This window comes from Streptomyces sp. NPDC052036 (genome assembly GCF_040680495.1).
Classification (GTDB): domain Bacteria; phylum Actinomycetota; class Actinomycetes; order Streptomycetales; family Streptomycetaceae; genus Streptomyces.
Genome location: NZ_JBFAWW010000003.1, coordinates 382,583 through 396,954, shown reverse-complemented (window position 1 = coordinate 396,954; position 14,372 = coordinate 382,583). Strand labels below are relative to the sequence as shown.

Below are 14,372 nucleotides of genomic sequence, written 5' to 3'. Positions count from 1 at the left end.
CGGGGGACGAAGGACGTGGGGGAGCCGACAACTGGGGCACGTGGGACGGAAGACGCGGTGGCGATGACCCCGGGCAGGAAAACGACCGGGGACCCGATGGCGATGACCCCGGGCAGGAAGACAACCGGGGACCCGGTCGCACCGCCGACGGGCGAGCGAGGGGCCGGCAGACAGGCACCCGTCACGCGGTCCGAAGGGGGGACAGGATGATCGGACGGCTCAGGCACTGGCAGCGCCGCGCCTGGCACGACCGCAGCAAGGCGGCCCGGGTCGAGCTGCAGAGCGTCATCGTGACGCACTGCACGCTCTGGCTGTTCTCCCTGTCCTGGCTCATGCTGCCGCTGCTGTCCGGGCTCCACCCCGGGCCGATGCCTCGGCTCCTGGGCGGGCTGCTTCTGCTCCTGGGTGCCCTCCAGTGCACGGTGGCCAACCGCCGCGTCCGGCCCGTCCTCGATCACTATCTGGGCCGCGCCGAGCTGCCGCCGCGCGCCCTGCGGGCACCGGCCGGACTGCTGATGCTGGGACTGGCGCTGCTCGTGGTGCTCGACCTGCTGGATGCGGCCCCCGCGTTCACCGTCCGGCTCATACTCGGTGCCACGCTGATGCCCTTCGGGATGCTGTACGCCCTGGTGGTGCCTCTCCGGGTGTTCCTCCGACAGACCGCGGTCCTCACCGCCGTCCTCGCCGTAGTGCTCGGGCTGGCCCGGCTGGACGGCATGGCAGCCCTGGAGTCAGCCGCCATGGTCGTGTTCGTCGGTCTCTTCTGCCTGCTCACCTCCCGGTGCGGGGCGTGGACCCTGTCCGTGCTGTGGGAGGCGGAGCGGGCCCGGGATGTCGAGGCCCAGCTCGCCGTCGCCGAGGAGCGGCTGCGGTTCGGACGTGATCTGCACGATGTGCTCGGGCGCAACCTCGCCGTGATCGCCCTCAAGAGCGAACTCGCCGTCCAGTTGGCCCGCCGCGGGCGCCCCGAGGCCGTGGAGCAGATGATCGAGGTGCAGCGATTGGCCCAGGAGTCGCAGCACGAGGTGCGTGAGGTCGTGCGCGGCTACCGGGAGGCGGATCTCGGCAAGGAACTGGCCGGCGCCCAGGGGGTGTTGACGGCGGCCGGGGTCGAGTGCACGGTGAGCGGCTCGGCCGTCGGACTGCCGGCACCGGTGCAGTCGGCGCTGGGCTGGGTGGTACGGGAGGCAGCCACCAATGTGCTGCGCCACGGGGACGCCCGGCACTGTGCGGTGACACTCAAGATCAAGGAGGAGCGGGCCGTGCTGTCCGTCGAGAACGACGGGGCGCCGAGATCCGGACCGGGCCCGGGATCGGGGCTCACGGGACTGCGGGAGCGGCTGTCGAAGGTCGACGGCACCCTGCGGGCCGGACCGGACGGGGAGGGCTCCTTCCGGCTGACCGCCGAGGTGCCGCTCTCCCCCGTCGACCCCTTCGCCCCGCCCCGCACCGTGAGCGAGGTCACTCCATGACATCTTCCCCGCCGGTCCGGCTGCTCCTGGCGGACGACGAACACCTCATCCGGGGAGCGCTCGCCGCCCTGCTGGCCCTGGAGGACGACCTCGTGGTGGTCGCGGAGGCGGCGACCGGTCCCGAGGCACTCGCCATGGCCCGGGCGCACCGGCCCGATGTGGCGGTGCTGGATCTTCAGATGCCGGGGGCCGACGGTGTGAAGGTCGCCACATCCCTGCGGGCCGAGCTGCCGGAGTGCCGGGTGCTGATCGTGACCAGTCACGGTCGGCCCGGGCATCTGAAGCGGGCGCTCCAGGCCGGTGTGCGCGGGTTCGTCCCCAAGACCGTCAGTGCGCAGCGGCTCGCGGAGATCATTCGCACCGTGCACGCCGGACATCGTTATGTGGACCCGGACTTGGCCGCGGACGCGATCTCCGCCGGGGACTCACCGCTGACCGCCCGCGAGGCCGAGGTGCTTGAGCTCGCCGCCGACGGGGCGCCCGTGACAGAGATCGCGGAGCGGGCCGCGCTGTCGCAGGGGACCGTGCGGAACTACCTGTCGTCGGCCGTCTCGAAACTCGGGGTGGAGAACCGTCATGCCGCGGTGCGTCTCGCACGGGAGCGAGGTTGGGTATAGTTGCTCTCGCGCAACGGCGCAATGCGGACGTAGCTCAGTTGGTAGAGCGCAACCTTGCCAAGGTTGAGGTCGCGAGTTCGAGCCTCGTCGTCCGCTCCACGGAGCAAAGGCCCCGGTCAGTCGACCGGGGTCTTTCTCGTGTGCGGGGGGCGACCGTCAGGTCCAGCGGACGCCCGTCAGACGCTCGTACGCCTCCGCGTACTTCGCCCGGGTCGCCTCCACGATCTCCTGCGGCAGCGGCGGCGGGGGCTGCTCGTCGGCGCGGTCCCAGCCGGAGGCGGGGGAGGTGAGCCAGTCCCGGACGAACTGCTTGTCGAACGACGGCTGAGAGTGGCCCGGCTCCCACCGGTCGGCCGGCCAGAAGCGGGAGGAGTCCGGGGTGAGGACCTCGTCGGCGAGGACGAGGGTCTCGCCGTCGTACCCGAACTCGAACTTGGTGTCCGCCAGGATGATCCCGCGCTCGCGGGCGATGTCCCGGGCACGCCCGTACACCGCGAGCGTCGCCTGCCGCAGCTGGGCGGCGGTCTCGGCGCCGACCTGGCGGGCGACCTCCTCGTAGGAGACGTTCTCGTCGTGCTCGCCGACTGCGGCCTTGGTGGCGGGCGTGAAGATCGGCGCGGGCAGCTCCGAGCCGTCCACCAGTCCCTCGGGCAGGGCGAGGCCGCAGACCGTGCGGGACTCCCGGTACTCGACGAGGCCCGAGCCGGTCAGATAGCCGCGGGCCACGCACTCCACCGCGATCATCCGCAGGGACTTGCAGACCAGGGTGCGGCCGGCCCAGTCGGCGGGGGCGCCGGGCGGGAGCTCGGTGCTCAGGACATGGCTCGGCACCAGATCGCGGAGCTGGTCGAACCACCAGAGCGACAGCTGGGTGAGGATCCGGCCCTTGTCCGGGATCTCGGTCGGCAGCACCCAGTCGAATGCGGACGTACGGTCGCTGGCGACCATCACGAGGTCGCCCGCCTCGTTCTGGTACAGGTCGCGCACCTTTCCGGTGTGCAGATGCACCAGACCCGGCACCTGGACGGGCTCGGGCTTTACGACGAATCCGGACACGGTTCCTCCCCGTGGTTCTGTCCAATCGGCTCGATTCTCCCGTATGCGAGGAACGAGCGGAGTACGGGGTGGGCCGCGGAGGGATCAGTCCCGCTTGCAGATGCGGTCCAGGAGGTTCGCCGTGGCCTGCTGGACACGGGTGTCCGTGTGGCCGGGGCGGTCCAGGGCGGGGGACCAGGCGAAGGTCCCGGAGGCGAAGACCAGGGCTCCCGACGGGGCCCGGTAGAGGGAACTCTCCTGGTGGCGCAGGGCGCCCTCGCCGTCCCGGTACGGGGAGTGCGCGAGCAGGATGCGGCCCTGGTGCTCGGGCAGGGGGGCCCGCGGGAAGTAACGGTCCGCCTCGCCGGCGACCATCCCGTCCAGTTCGTCGCCCTCGTGGGCGCCGGTCGACTCCCAGAGCCAGTGCTCGGCGTTGCGGACGACGAGGGGGTGGGGCTCGGGGACCCGTCCCGCGTACTGGATCCCGATCATCTCCTGCTCGGGGCGGTCGATCTCCCGCCACAGCGCGGCCCTCCCCGGGCCGCGGCGCTTGCGGCAGATGAGCAGCCGGTCCGGGACCCCGGACGGGGAGGGACTCAGCTCCACCTGCCAGTACATGGTGTTGGCGGACAGGAACACCAGTGAGGTGCCGTGTTCCCGGGCGAGTTCCACGGTGCGGCGCATCTGCGTCGACCAGTACTCGTCGTGGCCGGGGAAGACGAGGCCGCGGTAGCGGGTGGGGTCGACGCGGCCCGCGTGCAGATCGCGGGCGTCGGCGTAGGCGATGTCGTAGCCGTAGCGCTCGGCCCAGCGGATGAAGTCGTAGGCGTGGCCGACATGCAGAGGCAGGCCCGCGCCCGCGTACGGGCGGTCGAAGGAGACCGTGGTGGCCGCGTCGGCCTCGCCGAGCAGCCGGCCGTTCTCGTCCCAGGCGTGGTAGAGGCTGGCGCCGGTGTGCCCGTCCTCCGGATAGAGGTTGTACGCCTGCCAGGTGATGTCGGGCAGCAGCAGTAGCAGGTCCGCCGGGCGGCCGTCGCGGACGGTGAAGGGCACATGGGAGCGGTAGCCGTCGGCGGTGGTGAGGACGGCGACGTACGCGCCGATGCTCCAGTACGAGGGGACCTGCAGCCGCCAGGAGAGCCACCAGTGGTGGCAGGAGACCGTGCGATCGGCGGTGAGCGGAGGCGGCTGGACGATGCCGGAGAGACGGGGGCTGGTGGTGATCTTGGATGCACCGTCGCCGCCGTAGTGCCCGATCCGGTACACGTCGACGGCGAACTCCTGGGGCGGGTCGACGGTGATGTGGAAGTCGATGGCGTCGCCCGGTGCCACCGCGCCCGTCGAGGTGAAGCCCTTGATCTGGCGGTGGACGTCGTCGGCCGAGCGGGGGCCGCTGGTGCGGGGCGCCGGGATACGGGTGCTCTTGGAGCCCTGGGAGGGGATGTGGGCCGGTGCCGGATCCACGTACCAGGGGACCACGTGTCCCGTGTCGTCGAAGTACGTCTCACTTCCCCGGAGCCAGGGAACGGGGCCCTGGCCGAAAGGATCCGTCACGGCATGCGCGAGAGCGCCCGACTCCCAGCGGCGGATGTGCTCCGACCCCATGTGATGTCCCCTCCCTCGTCCCCCGTGAGCCGTCCTCGGCCCCTGCCCCGGCATGTGCCTCGTGCGCGATCGGTCCCAGCACATCACATTACGCACGCACTCCGTCACCGTTCGTCGTGAATTGACGTGAACGGAATGGGATTCTCCGGCCAGGGGTCGGGGTCGCGGAATCGGAGGTCCGGCATCTCCGCAGGTGGGCGGAGGCGGGGATGCCGACGGGTGGGGCGGATGCGGGTGGGAGCGGGCCCCGGGTCGGCGCGGACCGAGGGGCCGCGGGTGCCGTCTGGCCGGATGTCAGACCAGCCGGACCGGCTTCTCGGCGCGCACCCCCAGGTTCAGCAGCCAGGCGTACAGCGGGCCCGGGTCGCCTTCCTCGACCAGGGTGAGGACCCGGGGGGCCAGATCGACCGTGCGCTCGCCCCTGACCAGGAGGGACGGCCCGTCCAGCCAGTCGAGCCCCGGCACCGCTCCGGCCGTGTCCATCGCGGCACAGCACACCATCGCGGTGACATGGTCCACGAGCAGTTCCCGGCCGGTGCGGGGCGGCTGGAGCGGGAACAGCGGCAGCACTCCCTCGTCCCACAGCGCCGGGACCGGGCCCGGCGTCTGCCCCGCCTCACCGCCGCCCGGCGTCCGGCCGACGGCCGCCTCCTCCCGCGCCATGGCGGTGCTGAGCCCGGCGGCGAGGGCGGCGGCGCGCACGCTGGCGACCACGCCGTCGTCGTCGGGAGCCGCGGGCACCGGCGCCTCGCCCTCGGTGCCCGGCGCCCGGACCGTCAGATACTCCAGGACCCGCTCCAGCGTCGGGCCGTCCGCACCGGGCACCGACCTGGGCGTGGGCTGGTGGACGCCCAGGGCGTCCAGGACGCGTTGGAGGCGGGCCGCGTCCGTGCGCCACTTGCGGTCGACGACCTCCTCCGGGTAGTCCCGCCAGTCCACCGGCGCCCACTGCGGGCCGGGCTCGGCCGGGCCTCCGTGGAAGAGACGGGCCGCGAGCAGCGAGGCCGCTTCGTCGACGGCACCGGGCTCCTCGAGCAGATCACAGGCCGGCCGCTCGCCCAGCCGGGAGGTGAAGCCCTCGGCCAGCCGGTCCCGGCGCGACAGTTCCGTCAGTGCCGCGACCACACCCGCGTCCAGCCGCGAGGGCCAGCGGCCCATCCGCCACGCCGGCAGGGCGACCCGGGTCAGCAGGCGGTCCCAGCCCGCGTACGCCAGCCCGACCTGCTCCTGCGCCACGATCCGCAGACCGTAGTCCACAGCCTGTGCACGCTCGGCCGCTGCCGCCGCCACCCCCCGCTCCATCTCCGCCGCATGCCCGCGGCAGCTCCGCAGCAGCAGACGCGCCACCCAGCCGACCCCGGCGAGCAGCGTGCGTATCGGCGGGCTGTGCTCGGGGGCGGACGTCACGGCCACGGCCGCGTCCAGTCCTCGTACGAAACGGCGGGCCGCCGCTATGTCGGGGTGCGCCGACGGGCCCGTACCGGCCACGACCGGGGCGAGGACCGCGCGCAGTTCGCCCACCCGCATCCACCACAGGAACGGCGAGCCTATGACGAGTACGGGCGCGGTCGGGGCCCGGAGGGGCCGGGGGGCCGCCAGACCGCGTATTCCCCGGGGCGCGGCTATCTCCTCTCCGCCGCGGGGCGGCGGGCCGTGGGCGCGGTGGGTGCGGTCCTCCAGCCAGCTGTCGCAGTCCGGCGTGAGCGCTATCGCGGAGGGGGCGGGGACGTCCAGGCGGTCGGCCAGGTCCCGGACCATCCGGTACAGATCGGGGGCCGCGTCCTCCGAGACAGGGACCGTCGGGCTGACGGCCGGGCGGGCGCGGGCGACGACCAGGGCGATACCGGCGGCGGAGAGCAGCACGACGGCGGCGACGGCGGTCACGACCCAGCGGGTGATCACCCAGTCGTGGCCGCTGATGTGGCCGGTGGACTCGCCGGCCAGCAGCACGACGGCGACGGCGGCGGGCAGCAGGGCGACGGCCAGTGCCCTGCTGCGGATCCGCAGCACGGCAAGAGCCCGTGAGCGCGCGCCCTGCGCGCCCGCCTCCACACCCATACCGGTCACGACCGGACGTCACCCCCTCTGTCCCGCCTCTGTACAGCCCGCCTGCGTCCGGCGCGGCCTGCGCCGAGACGGTCTCCGTCGTGTCCGTCGCGGAAGTCGTCGCCGGACACCCGTGCGTTGCTCACTCCCCCACTGTGGCACCCGCCACCGACATCGCAATGCAGGTGGGCCAAGTGCCGGAACAGCTTGCGCCGCACCCTAGTTGGGGCTCTCGCCGCCGTCAGCCGGATGGGTCACCGCTCACTCGATGGAATGGCTTTGGGGAAAGGTGGATGACGCAGGGCACGGACCGGGCCCCGAATCCGGAGAGGGATTCGAGGCCCGGGGGGTTCATCGCTCACCGCCCTTTGGGGCGGGGACCCGTCTTCAGACGGGTGGCGCCAGCCGGGGCTCAGGCCCGGGCGTCGGCCTCCGCGGCCTTCGCCGCGATGTCCGTACGGTGCTGGGAACCGTCGAGACGGATGCGGTCCACCGCCGCGTACGCCCGTCGGCGCGCCTCAACGAGGTCCGCACCGGTCGCCGTGACGGACAGCACACGGCCGCCCGCGCTCACCACCGCGCCGCCCTCGCGCCGGGTGCCCGCGTGCAGGACGTACGCGTGCGGGGCGTCCTCGGCCGCCACCTCGTCGAGGCCGGCGATCGGGTCGCCGGTGCGCGGAGTGCCCGGGTAGTTGTGCGAGGCCACGACCACGGTGACGGCCGCGTCGTCGCTCCAGCGCAGGGGTTCGGCATCGGCGAGGGTGCCGTTCGCCGCGGCCAGCAGCACACCGGCGAGCGGGGTCCGCAGCCGGGCGAGGACGACCTGGGTCTCCGGGTCGCCGAAGCGGGCGTTGAACTCGATGACCCGCACACCGCGCGAGGTGATCGCCAGGCCCGCGTAGAGCAGACCGGAGAACGGGGTGCCGCGGCGGCTCATCTCGTCGACCGTGGGCTGCAGAACGGTCCGCAGGACCTCGTCGACCAGCTTCGGATCAGCCCACGGAAGCGGCGAGTACGCGCCCATGCCGCCGGTGTTCGGCCCCTCGTCGCCGTCCAGGGCGCGCTTGAAGTCCTGCGCGGGCTGGAGCGGGACGACGGTCTCGCCGTCGGTGACGGCGAACAGGGACACCTCGGGGCCGTCCAGGAACTCCTCGATGACGACGCGCTCGCAGCGGGCCGCGTGCGCCCGCGCGGCGTCGAGATCGGCGGTGACGACGACACCCTTGCCGGCGGCGAGGCCGTCATCCTTCACGACGTACGGGGCGCCGAAGGCGTCGAGCGCCTCCTCCACCTCGTCGGCGCTGGTGCAGACGTACGAGCGCGCGGTGGGGACGCCCGCCTCCGCCATCACGTCCTTGGCGAACGCCTTGGAGCCCTCCAGCTGCGCGGCCTCCTTGGAGGGGCCGAAGACGGGGATCCCGGCTTGCCGCACGGCGTCCGCGACACCCGCGACGAGCGGTGCCTCCGGGCCCACGACGACGAGCCCGACGCCGAGTTCCGTGGCGAGCGCGGCCACGGCGTCTCCGTCGAGGGCGTCGATCCGGTGCAGCTGGGCCACCTCGGCGATACCGGCGTTGCCGGGAGCGCAGTGCAGCGCGGTGACGTCGGGGTCGAGGGAGAGGGAACGGCACAGGGCGTGTTCGCGGGCGCCGCTACCGATGACGAGGACCTTCACGAGGTCAGCCTAACGGTCGCGAGCCGGTGGCCTTGTGGGGGCCGCCGAAGGACAGCGGAAGGGAGGTTTGTGGCTTTACCCAAACCGCCACCCGTCGGTGACTCACTCATCACTCGTTGGAGAACTCCTCCACGACGGTGGCGCCCAGCTCCCGGACGATCAGTTCATGGCCCGAGAGGGCCGACTCGTCCAGGTCGGGGTCGTCGTCCTCCGGCATGTCGTCCTCGGGGGCGACCGGCTGCCGCGCCGGGGCGGAAGGCGCGGCGGGAGCCGGGGCGGAGGCGGGACCGGCCGGTGCCGGGGGCGGGGCCGCCGCTGCGGACGGACGCGCTGCCGGTGCCGACTGCTGGGGTGCGGGGCGCGGCGCTGCCGGTGCCCCGGCGCCGTAGCCACCACCACCGCCGGCGTTGAAGCCGCCGCCGAAGCCGGAGCCCCCGGAGGGCTGCGGGGCCGAGCCGCCCGACGGGTCGACGATCGCCTCGATCTTCCACTGCACATTGAACTGCTCGGCCAGGGCGCCTCGCAGCACGTCCTCGCTGCCGCTGCTCAGGAAGTTGTCGCGCGCGCCCGCGTTCACGAAGCCGAGTTGCAGCGTCGTGCCGTCGAAGCCCGCCACCTGGGCGTTCTGGCTCAGCAGGATCCAGGTGAAGCGGCGGCGGTTCTTCACCGCCTCCAGGATGTTCGGCCACAGCATGCGGGGGTCGAGGCCGCCGGGAGCCGGGGCGGAGGCCGCGGTCCGGGTGGACGCGGCGGCCGGAGCGGCGGACGCGGCGGGCGCCTGCGCGGCCGCGGGGCCCGCCGGTGGCACGGGCGCGGCCGGGCCCTGACTCCCGCCCGCGGGCGTCGCCGTGGGCCACCCGCCGGGCCGTCGGCCACCGCCGGCCGCGCCGGCGGTGGGCCAGGAGCCGGGAGCGGCGGCGGCCGGAGCCTGCGGCTGCGCGGCGGGGGCGGCGGCGGCCGGAGGCTGAGCAGAGGCGGCGGGAGGCGCCTCCTGGGGTGCGGGCGGCGGGGCCGCGGCGGGCGCCGCCCCGCCGTCGTGGCCACCGGGACCCCCGGCCCCGTACACACCCGCGCCGGACGCCGGCGCACCGCCGGGCCCGGGGCCCCCGCCGCGCACTGCGGCCCGAGCCGCCGCGGCACCGCCGCCGGGCGGAACGGGCTCCGCGTGCTGCGGCACCGGTCCCCCGGCCATCGCGTCGTGCGCTCCGGGTCCCGGGACATAGCCCATGACGGGGCCCGCTCCACCGGAGAAGTCGACGCCCCGCTCCAACCGGTCGAGGCGCGCCATGACGGACCGCTCGTCCCCGTACGCGGCGGGCAGCAGCACGCGCGCGCAGATCAGTTCGAGCTGGAGCCGAGGGGAGGTCGCGCCCCGCATCTCCGTCAGCCCCTCGTTGACGAGGTCGGCGGCACGGCTCAGCTCGGCCGGGCCGAACACGCCCGCCTGGTCCTGCATTCGCTCCAGTACGTCGGCCGGGGCGTCGATGAGTCCCTTCTCGACGGCGTCGGGCACGGCGGCGAGGATCACCAGGTCGCGCAGCCGCTCCAGCAGGTCGGCGACGAACCGACGGGGGTCGTTGCCCCCCTCGATGATCCGGTCCACGACTTCGAAGGCGGCGGCCCCGTCCCCGGAGGCGAAGGCCTCGACGACGGAGTCGAGGAGCGAGCTGTCCGTGTACCCGAGCAGGGAGGTGGCCATGGCATACGTCACACCGTCGGTGTCCGCGCCCGCCAGCAGCTGGTCCATGACGGACATGGAGTCACGCACGGACCCCGCGCCCGCGCGCACGACGAGCGGCAGCACCCCGTCCTCGACGGGGATGCCCTCTTTCTCGCACACCTCGGCGAGGTAGCTCCGCAGGGTCGCCGGCGGCACGAGCCGGAAGGGGTAGTGGTGGGTGCGCGAGCGGATGGTCCCGATGACCTTCTCCGGCTCCGTGGTCGCGAAGATGAACTTGAGGTGCTCGGGCGGCTCCTCGACGACCTTCAGCAGCGCGTTGAAACCGGCCGACGTGACCATGTGGGCCTCGTCGATGATGTAGATCTTGTACCGGCTGCTCGCGGGTCCGAAGAAGGCCTTCTCGCGCAGGTCACGGGCGTCGTCCACACCACCGTGCGACGCGGCGTCGATCTCGATGACGTCGATGGACCCCGGTCCGTTCCGCGCCAGGTCACGGCAGGACTGGCACTCGCCGCACGGGGTCGGCGTGGGGCCCTTGTCGCAGTTCAGGCAGCGCGCCAGGATGCGGGCGCTGGTCGTCTTGCCGCAGCCGCGGGGCCCGCTGAACAGGTACGCGTGATTGACCCGGTTGTTCCGCAGCGCCTGCTGCAGCGGGTCAGTGACATGCTCCTGCCCGATGACCTCGGCGAAGGACTCCGGGCGATAGCGGCGGTACAGCGCGAGAGACGACACGCTTACGAGGTTATAGGCGCCCACCGACAACACGCCCCGCCCGAAGCCGCTCCCCCCGCGGGGCCCGCCCGGCCCCTGAGAAAGACCCGGCCCCCGGCTGCCCGGGGAACGCCTTTGCTGCCCGGAAACAGAGAAGACCCCTCACGCACCCGCCAGAGCCGACCTACCCTTGCTGCCTTCCGGCCCTGGGGGAGTTCAGTCAGATAGCGCCGCGTGAGGGGCTGAGCCCCAGCCTACCCGATCGCCCAGGCCCCGAACGAGTTCGCTAGCACTCCCTCGCGTCATGTAATGTTTCCGGCGGAGGATTCGCCTAGAGGCCTAGGGCGCACGCTTGGAAAGCGTGTTGGGGGCAACCCCTCACGAGTTCGAATCTCGTATCCTCCGCCAGTGCCTCACCGGGCACGATGTCGAAGGGCCCCACCGTTCGCGGTGGGGCCCTTCGACATTGTCCGTCTCGGTTTCCGTCGCGGTTTCCGTCTCGGTTGGATTTCCCGTCGGGTTCAGGCGGCGCCCAGAGCGCGTCTCGCCGGTCGAGGCCTTCGACGGTGTCGGGGCCTTCAGTGTTGTCGGGGCCTTCGACGGTGTCGGGGTTCAGGATTCGGTGGGATCGGGGGATGCGCGGGGGCCGCCGAAGCCGTGTTCCGACAGGTCGAACCAGTTGCCCTCCGGGTCCATGGCCCGGTACTCGGCGAAGGGGCGGTCGGTGAAGCGTTCGGCCGGTTTCGGGGTGCCGGCCGCCATCAGGGCCTCGGAGGTGGCGGCCGTGTCCTCGACATGGAAGCCGAAGTGGTTCATGCCGACCGGGGTCTCGCCGTCGAGCTGGTGCTTGATCAGGGCGAGGGACAGCCAGCCGTCGGAGAGGAAGCAGCTGCCGTCCGGATCGCGGTGGAAGAGTTCCATCGCGAAGACCGAGCAGTAGAACTCCGCCAGCTTCTCGGGGTCGCGGGCCACGATGGCCAGGTGGCGGAGTTTCGGCCGAGCGGTGGGTTCGTCCACGGCGGGATCCTTCGGGTCGAGGGCGCGCTGTGCCGGGCGGGGTGCGGGGACCATGTTGTGGAACGCCCTGATCAGCCAGTGGCGCTGCGCTGTCCGCTCCACGACGGCCAACGCGTGCGTGGTGGCGAGCGGCTCGCCGTCCGGGGCGGTGATGGTCGACTCCGCCTCGACCGTGGCCAGGTCGGGGCGGAGGAATCGGACGGCCATGACCCGGGCGTCGAGGACGGTTCCGGCGTACGGTCCGTGGAAGAGGGCGCGATGCCCGGCCTCGATGCCGGTCCGGCCGGGCGGTTTGTCGCCTCGTACGGTCGTGAAGTCGCAGTCCTCCGCGAAGCTCGCGGCGAAGAGCGCGGCGTCGCCCGCCGCCCAGCCGCGTGCCATCTCGGCCCACAGGGCCCGGATCGCCTCAGCGGCGTCCTGGGTATCGCCTTGAGTGCTGCCGTCCTGGGTGCCGTCCTGGGCGGGGGTGTTCGGGTCGTCGGGCTGGTGCATCGGTGTCACGCCTCCAGCAGTGCGCTCGTACGGACACGGAGGGCGAACTCGGGGCACTCGGTGCCCTCGGAAGGCTGCCGGGGAGGCGGGGCCCAGGCCGCCAGGGCGTGGTAGAAGACGCCGCCGCGGTGCTCCAGATAGCAGATGATGTTGAGGGGCCACCCGGTCCGGCCGAACAGGTGGCGGTCCATGGGAGTCGGGCGTTCGCTGAGCACCTTGCCCCGTTCCGACGGCGGGCCCAAGCGGTGCCAGTCGGGGTGCATATGGATGGAGCCGAGCAGGTCCATCCCGAGGGCGTCGGCTTCGCGGGACGCCCGGAGGAGGTCGCGGGAGTCCATCCACCAGCCACGGTGCTCGTTCTCGTAGGCCGGTCCGAACTCCGGCACGATCGTGTCGCGGAACTCCTGTCGGGCCGCCGGGTCACTGGTCCGGGCGTTGCGGCCGAAAGCGACACGCCGTACGTGGTACGTCGTCCCCTCCGCGCTCCCGAGCAGAAGCGCGAAACAGGGCAACGGGGTCTCGGGGGTGACGAGTCGGTACTCGCCGACGGCCGCGTTGAGGAATTCCGCGAGTGCCTGGTCGTCCATCAGGACGGTGGGAGGAGTGCGCGTGGTGCGGACGGGCGGGGAACCGTCAGGGGTGCCGCATCGGGCGTCCGGTAACGCGGACTCGGATGCGTTCGTCGTTGCGGGCATGGGCTGTGGTCTCCGTTGAGATGGGGGGTGGGGAGGCCGTTGGAGCGGATGCCCGGAGACGGTACTTGAGAGTTCACCATCTTTGACCGTGACCGCTGTGAATCGTGGGGTATTCCCTACGGCTCGTTAGGGACTTGCGGCCACGGGTGTGCCGTGGTGGGGGGATGAGGAAGGGCCCGGCCGGTTCGCCCCGGTCGGGCCCTTGAACGTGTTCCGTTCTCACCGGCGGTCCCTCGGGCGGGGTCATGGAGACTCCGCCGGCCGCCAGGCGTCCTCAGGTGCTCTGTGCTGCCGCCTTCCGACGCCGCAGCAGCACGGTGACCGGCAGGAGGGCGCCGCCCAGGACCAGCCCGGTCGCCCCTCCGTAGAAGGCCATGGACCTGCCGGCGACGACGGCGTGCGCCCGGGCCGCCCGGCCGTGGCCGCTGTGGCGCGGGAAGGTGATGCGGGCGCGGTAGGTCTCCTCGTACTGGCCGCTCCTGAGGCGGAGGGTGGCCTTCCAGGGGCCGTTCGCCACCTGGTCGGTCACCACCACCGTCACCGGTTCGGACTGGCCGGGCGCGAGGGTGGTGCCGAGCTCGACCGGGTAGGGGCCGGCGTTGATGCTGCCTCTCACCTTGGTCAGGTCCAGGGTTCCGCTCAAGTCCAGAGCACGGCCACCGGTGTTGTGGACCTGCGCCCTGACGATCGCCCGGCCGGACCGGTCGCGTTCGCCGGTCATCGTGTCCACCCGGAATCTGGTCGCCGGTGGATTGTGACCGCCCACGGAGAGATACACCCGGATACCGGCGCGGTTCACCAAGGTGACACCGGGGCCGTGTCCTCCGGACATCTGGGCCCAGACGACGCCGTATCTCTCGCCGGGCGCCGCGTCCTGGGGCACGTGGATCGTCACGGTCGTACGGGCCGTGGAGCGGGGCGGTACCCGCAGCCACTTCCTGTCCAGTGACATCCAGGAGGTCAGTTCGTTTCTTCGCCTTCCGAAGGTGCCGACGAACGAACCGTGCTTGATTCTCGCGGAGCTGGGATACATCACGACGCGGGCCGGTTCGCGGGAGGTGTTCGCCACCTCGACACGTCGGCGGATGGTGGCGCCGGGACGGAGATTGTCGATGATGTACTGACGTGCGCGTGTGTCGTTGACGAGAGGCGCGGGAACGTCGACGAGCCGTACGGAGAAGCTGCCTTGACCGCGGGCGCCCCCCGCCGCCGCGACACGGGGTGACGCGATCGCGGACGGAGGGCCGCCGACGGTCCCGGCAAGCGCCAGCAGGCACAGCGCTCCGGCCGGAATGTACTTGTGCACAGAAGAACCTCGGCTCGCGT

At 72.5% G+C, this 14,372-nt stretch carries 10 protein-coding genes, 2 tRNA genes and 1 other RNA gene; 4 read left to right on the top strand and 9 right to left on the bottom strand.

From position 1 onward, the window contains the following. Positions 1–206 precede the first annotated feature (206 nt). The 3 genes from AB0L95_RS08140 to AB0L95_RS08130 all read left to right on the top strand — a co-directional run bounded on the left by AB0L95_RS08140 (position 207) and on the right by AB0L95_RS08130 (position 2,188). Complete coding sequence (locus AB0L95_RS08140) at positions 207–1,472, top strand: histidine kinase (RefSeq protein ID WP_365158677.1); 1,266 nt, start codon at positions 207–209, stop codon at positions 1,470–1,472. Then, positions 1,469–2,089, top strand: a complete 621-nt coding sequence (locus AB0L95_RS08135; protein WP_365158675.1) for a response regulator transcription factor — start codon at positions 1,469–1,471, stop codon at positions 2,087–2,089. The genes AB0L95_RS08140 and AB0L95_RS08135 overlap by 4 nt, the downstream gene beginning before the upstream one ends. A gap of 23 nt (positions 2,090–2,112) precedes the next feature. Further along, positions 2,113–2,188 (top strand) — tRNA-Gly (locus AB0L95_RS08130). A 57-nt stretch (positions 2,189–2,245) separates the two neighbouring features. On the opposite strand, the gene AB0L95_RS08125 is transcribed toward AB0L95_RS08130, so the two are convergent. From AB0L95_RS08125 to ffs, 6 genes are all read right to left on the bottom strand, one after another. After that, positions 2,246–3,145, bottom strand: coding sequence for a phosphoribosylaminoimidazolesuccinocarboxamide synthase (locus AB0L95_RS08125; RefSeq protein WP_365158672.1), 900 nt, complete (start codon positions 3,143–3,145; stop codon positions 2,246–2,248). Positions 3,146–3,229: 84 nt separating this feature from the next. Further along, complete coding sequence (locus AB0L95_RS08120) at positions 3,230–4,729, bottom strand: N,N-dimethylformamidase beta subunit family domain-containing protein (protein ID WP_365158669.1); 1,500 nt, start codon at positions 4,727–4,729, stop codon at positions 3,230–3,232. A 294-nt stretch (positions 4,730–5,023) separates the two neighbouring features. Beyond that, positions 5,024–6,787 (bottom strand): hypothetical protein, encoded by a 1,764-nt coding sequence (locus AB0L95_RS08115; protein WP_365158776.1) that lies wholly within the window; start codon positions 6,785–6,787, stop codon positions 5,024–5,026. 400 nt (positions 6,788–7,187) lie between these two features. Continuing rightward, on the bottom strand, positions 7,188–8,450 hold the full coding sequence (gene purD, locus AB0L95_RS08110) for a phosphoribosylamine--glycine ligase (protein WP_365158666.1): 1,263 nt from the start codon (positions 8,448–8,450) through the stop codon (positions 7,188–7,190). 109 nt (positions 8,451–8,559) lie between these two features. Next, the gene (locus AB0L95_RS08105) at positions 8,560–10,863 is read right to left on the bottom strand and encodes a DNA polymerase III subunit gamma and tau (protein WP_365158663.1); all 2,304 of its coding nucleotides are present in this window, start codon (positions 10,861–10,863) and stop codon (positions 8,560–8,562) included. A gap of 129 nt (positions 10,864–10,992) precedes the next feature. After that, positions 10,993–11,089: signal recognition particle sRNA small type (ffs, locus tag AB0L95_RS08100), an RNA gene on the bottom strand. A 73-nt stretch (positions 11,090–11,162) separates the two neighbouring features. Between ffs and AB0L95_RS08095 the strand changes: the two genes are divergently transcribed. Next, a tRNA-Ser gene (locus AB0L95_RS08095) sits at positions 11,163–11,250 on the top strand. A 204-nt stretch (positions 11,251–11,454) separates the two neighbouring features. Here AB0L95_RS08095 and AB0L95_RS08090 read toward each other — a convergent pair. From AB0L95_RS08090 to AB0L95_RS08080, 3 genes are all read right to left on the bottom strand, one after another. Beyond that, positions 11,455–12,351: an SgcJ/EcaC family oxidoreductase gene (locus AB0L95_RS08090; RefSeq protein WP_365158660.1), complete on the bottom strand. Its 897-nt coding sequence runs from the start codon at positions 12,349–12,351 to the stop codon at positions 11,455–11,457. A gap of 5 nt (positions 12,352–12,356) precedes the next feature. Further along, on the bottom strand, positions 12,357–13,046 hold the full coding sequence (locus tag AB0L95_RS08085) for a hypothetical protein (RefSeq protein ID WP_365158657.1): 690 nt from the start codon (positions 13,044–13,046) through the stop codon (positions 12,357–12,359). A gap of 274 nt (positions 13,047–13,320) precedes the next feature. Then, complete coding sequence (locus AB0L95_RS08080; RefSeq protein ID WP_365158654.1) at positions 13,321–14,352, bottom strand: hypothetical protein; 1,032 nt, start codon at positions 14,350–14,352, stop codon at positions 13,321–13,323. Between the last annotated feature and the right edge of the window lie 20 nt (positions 14,353–14,372).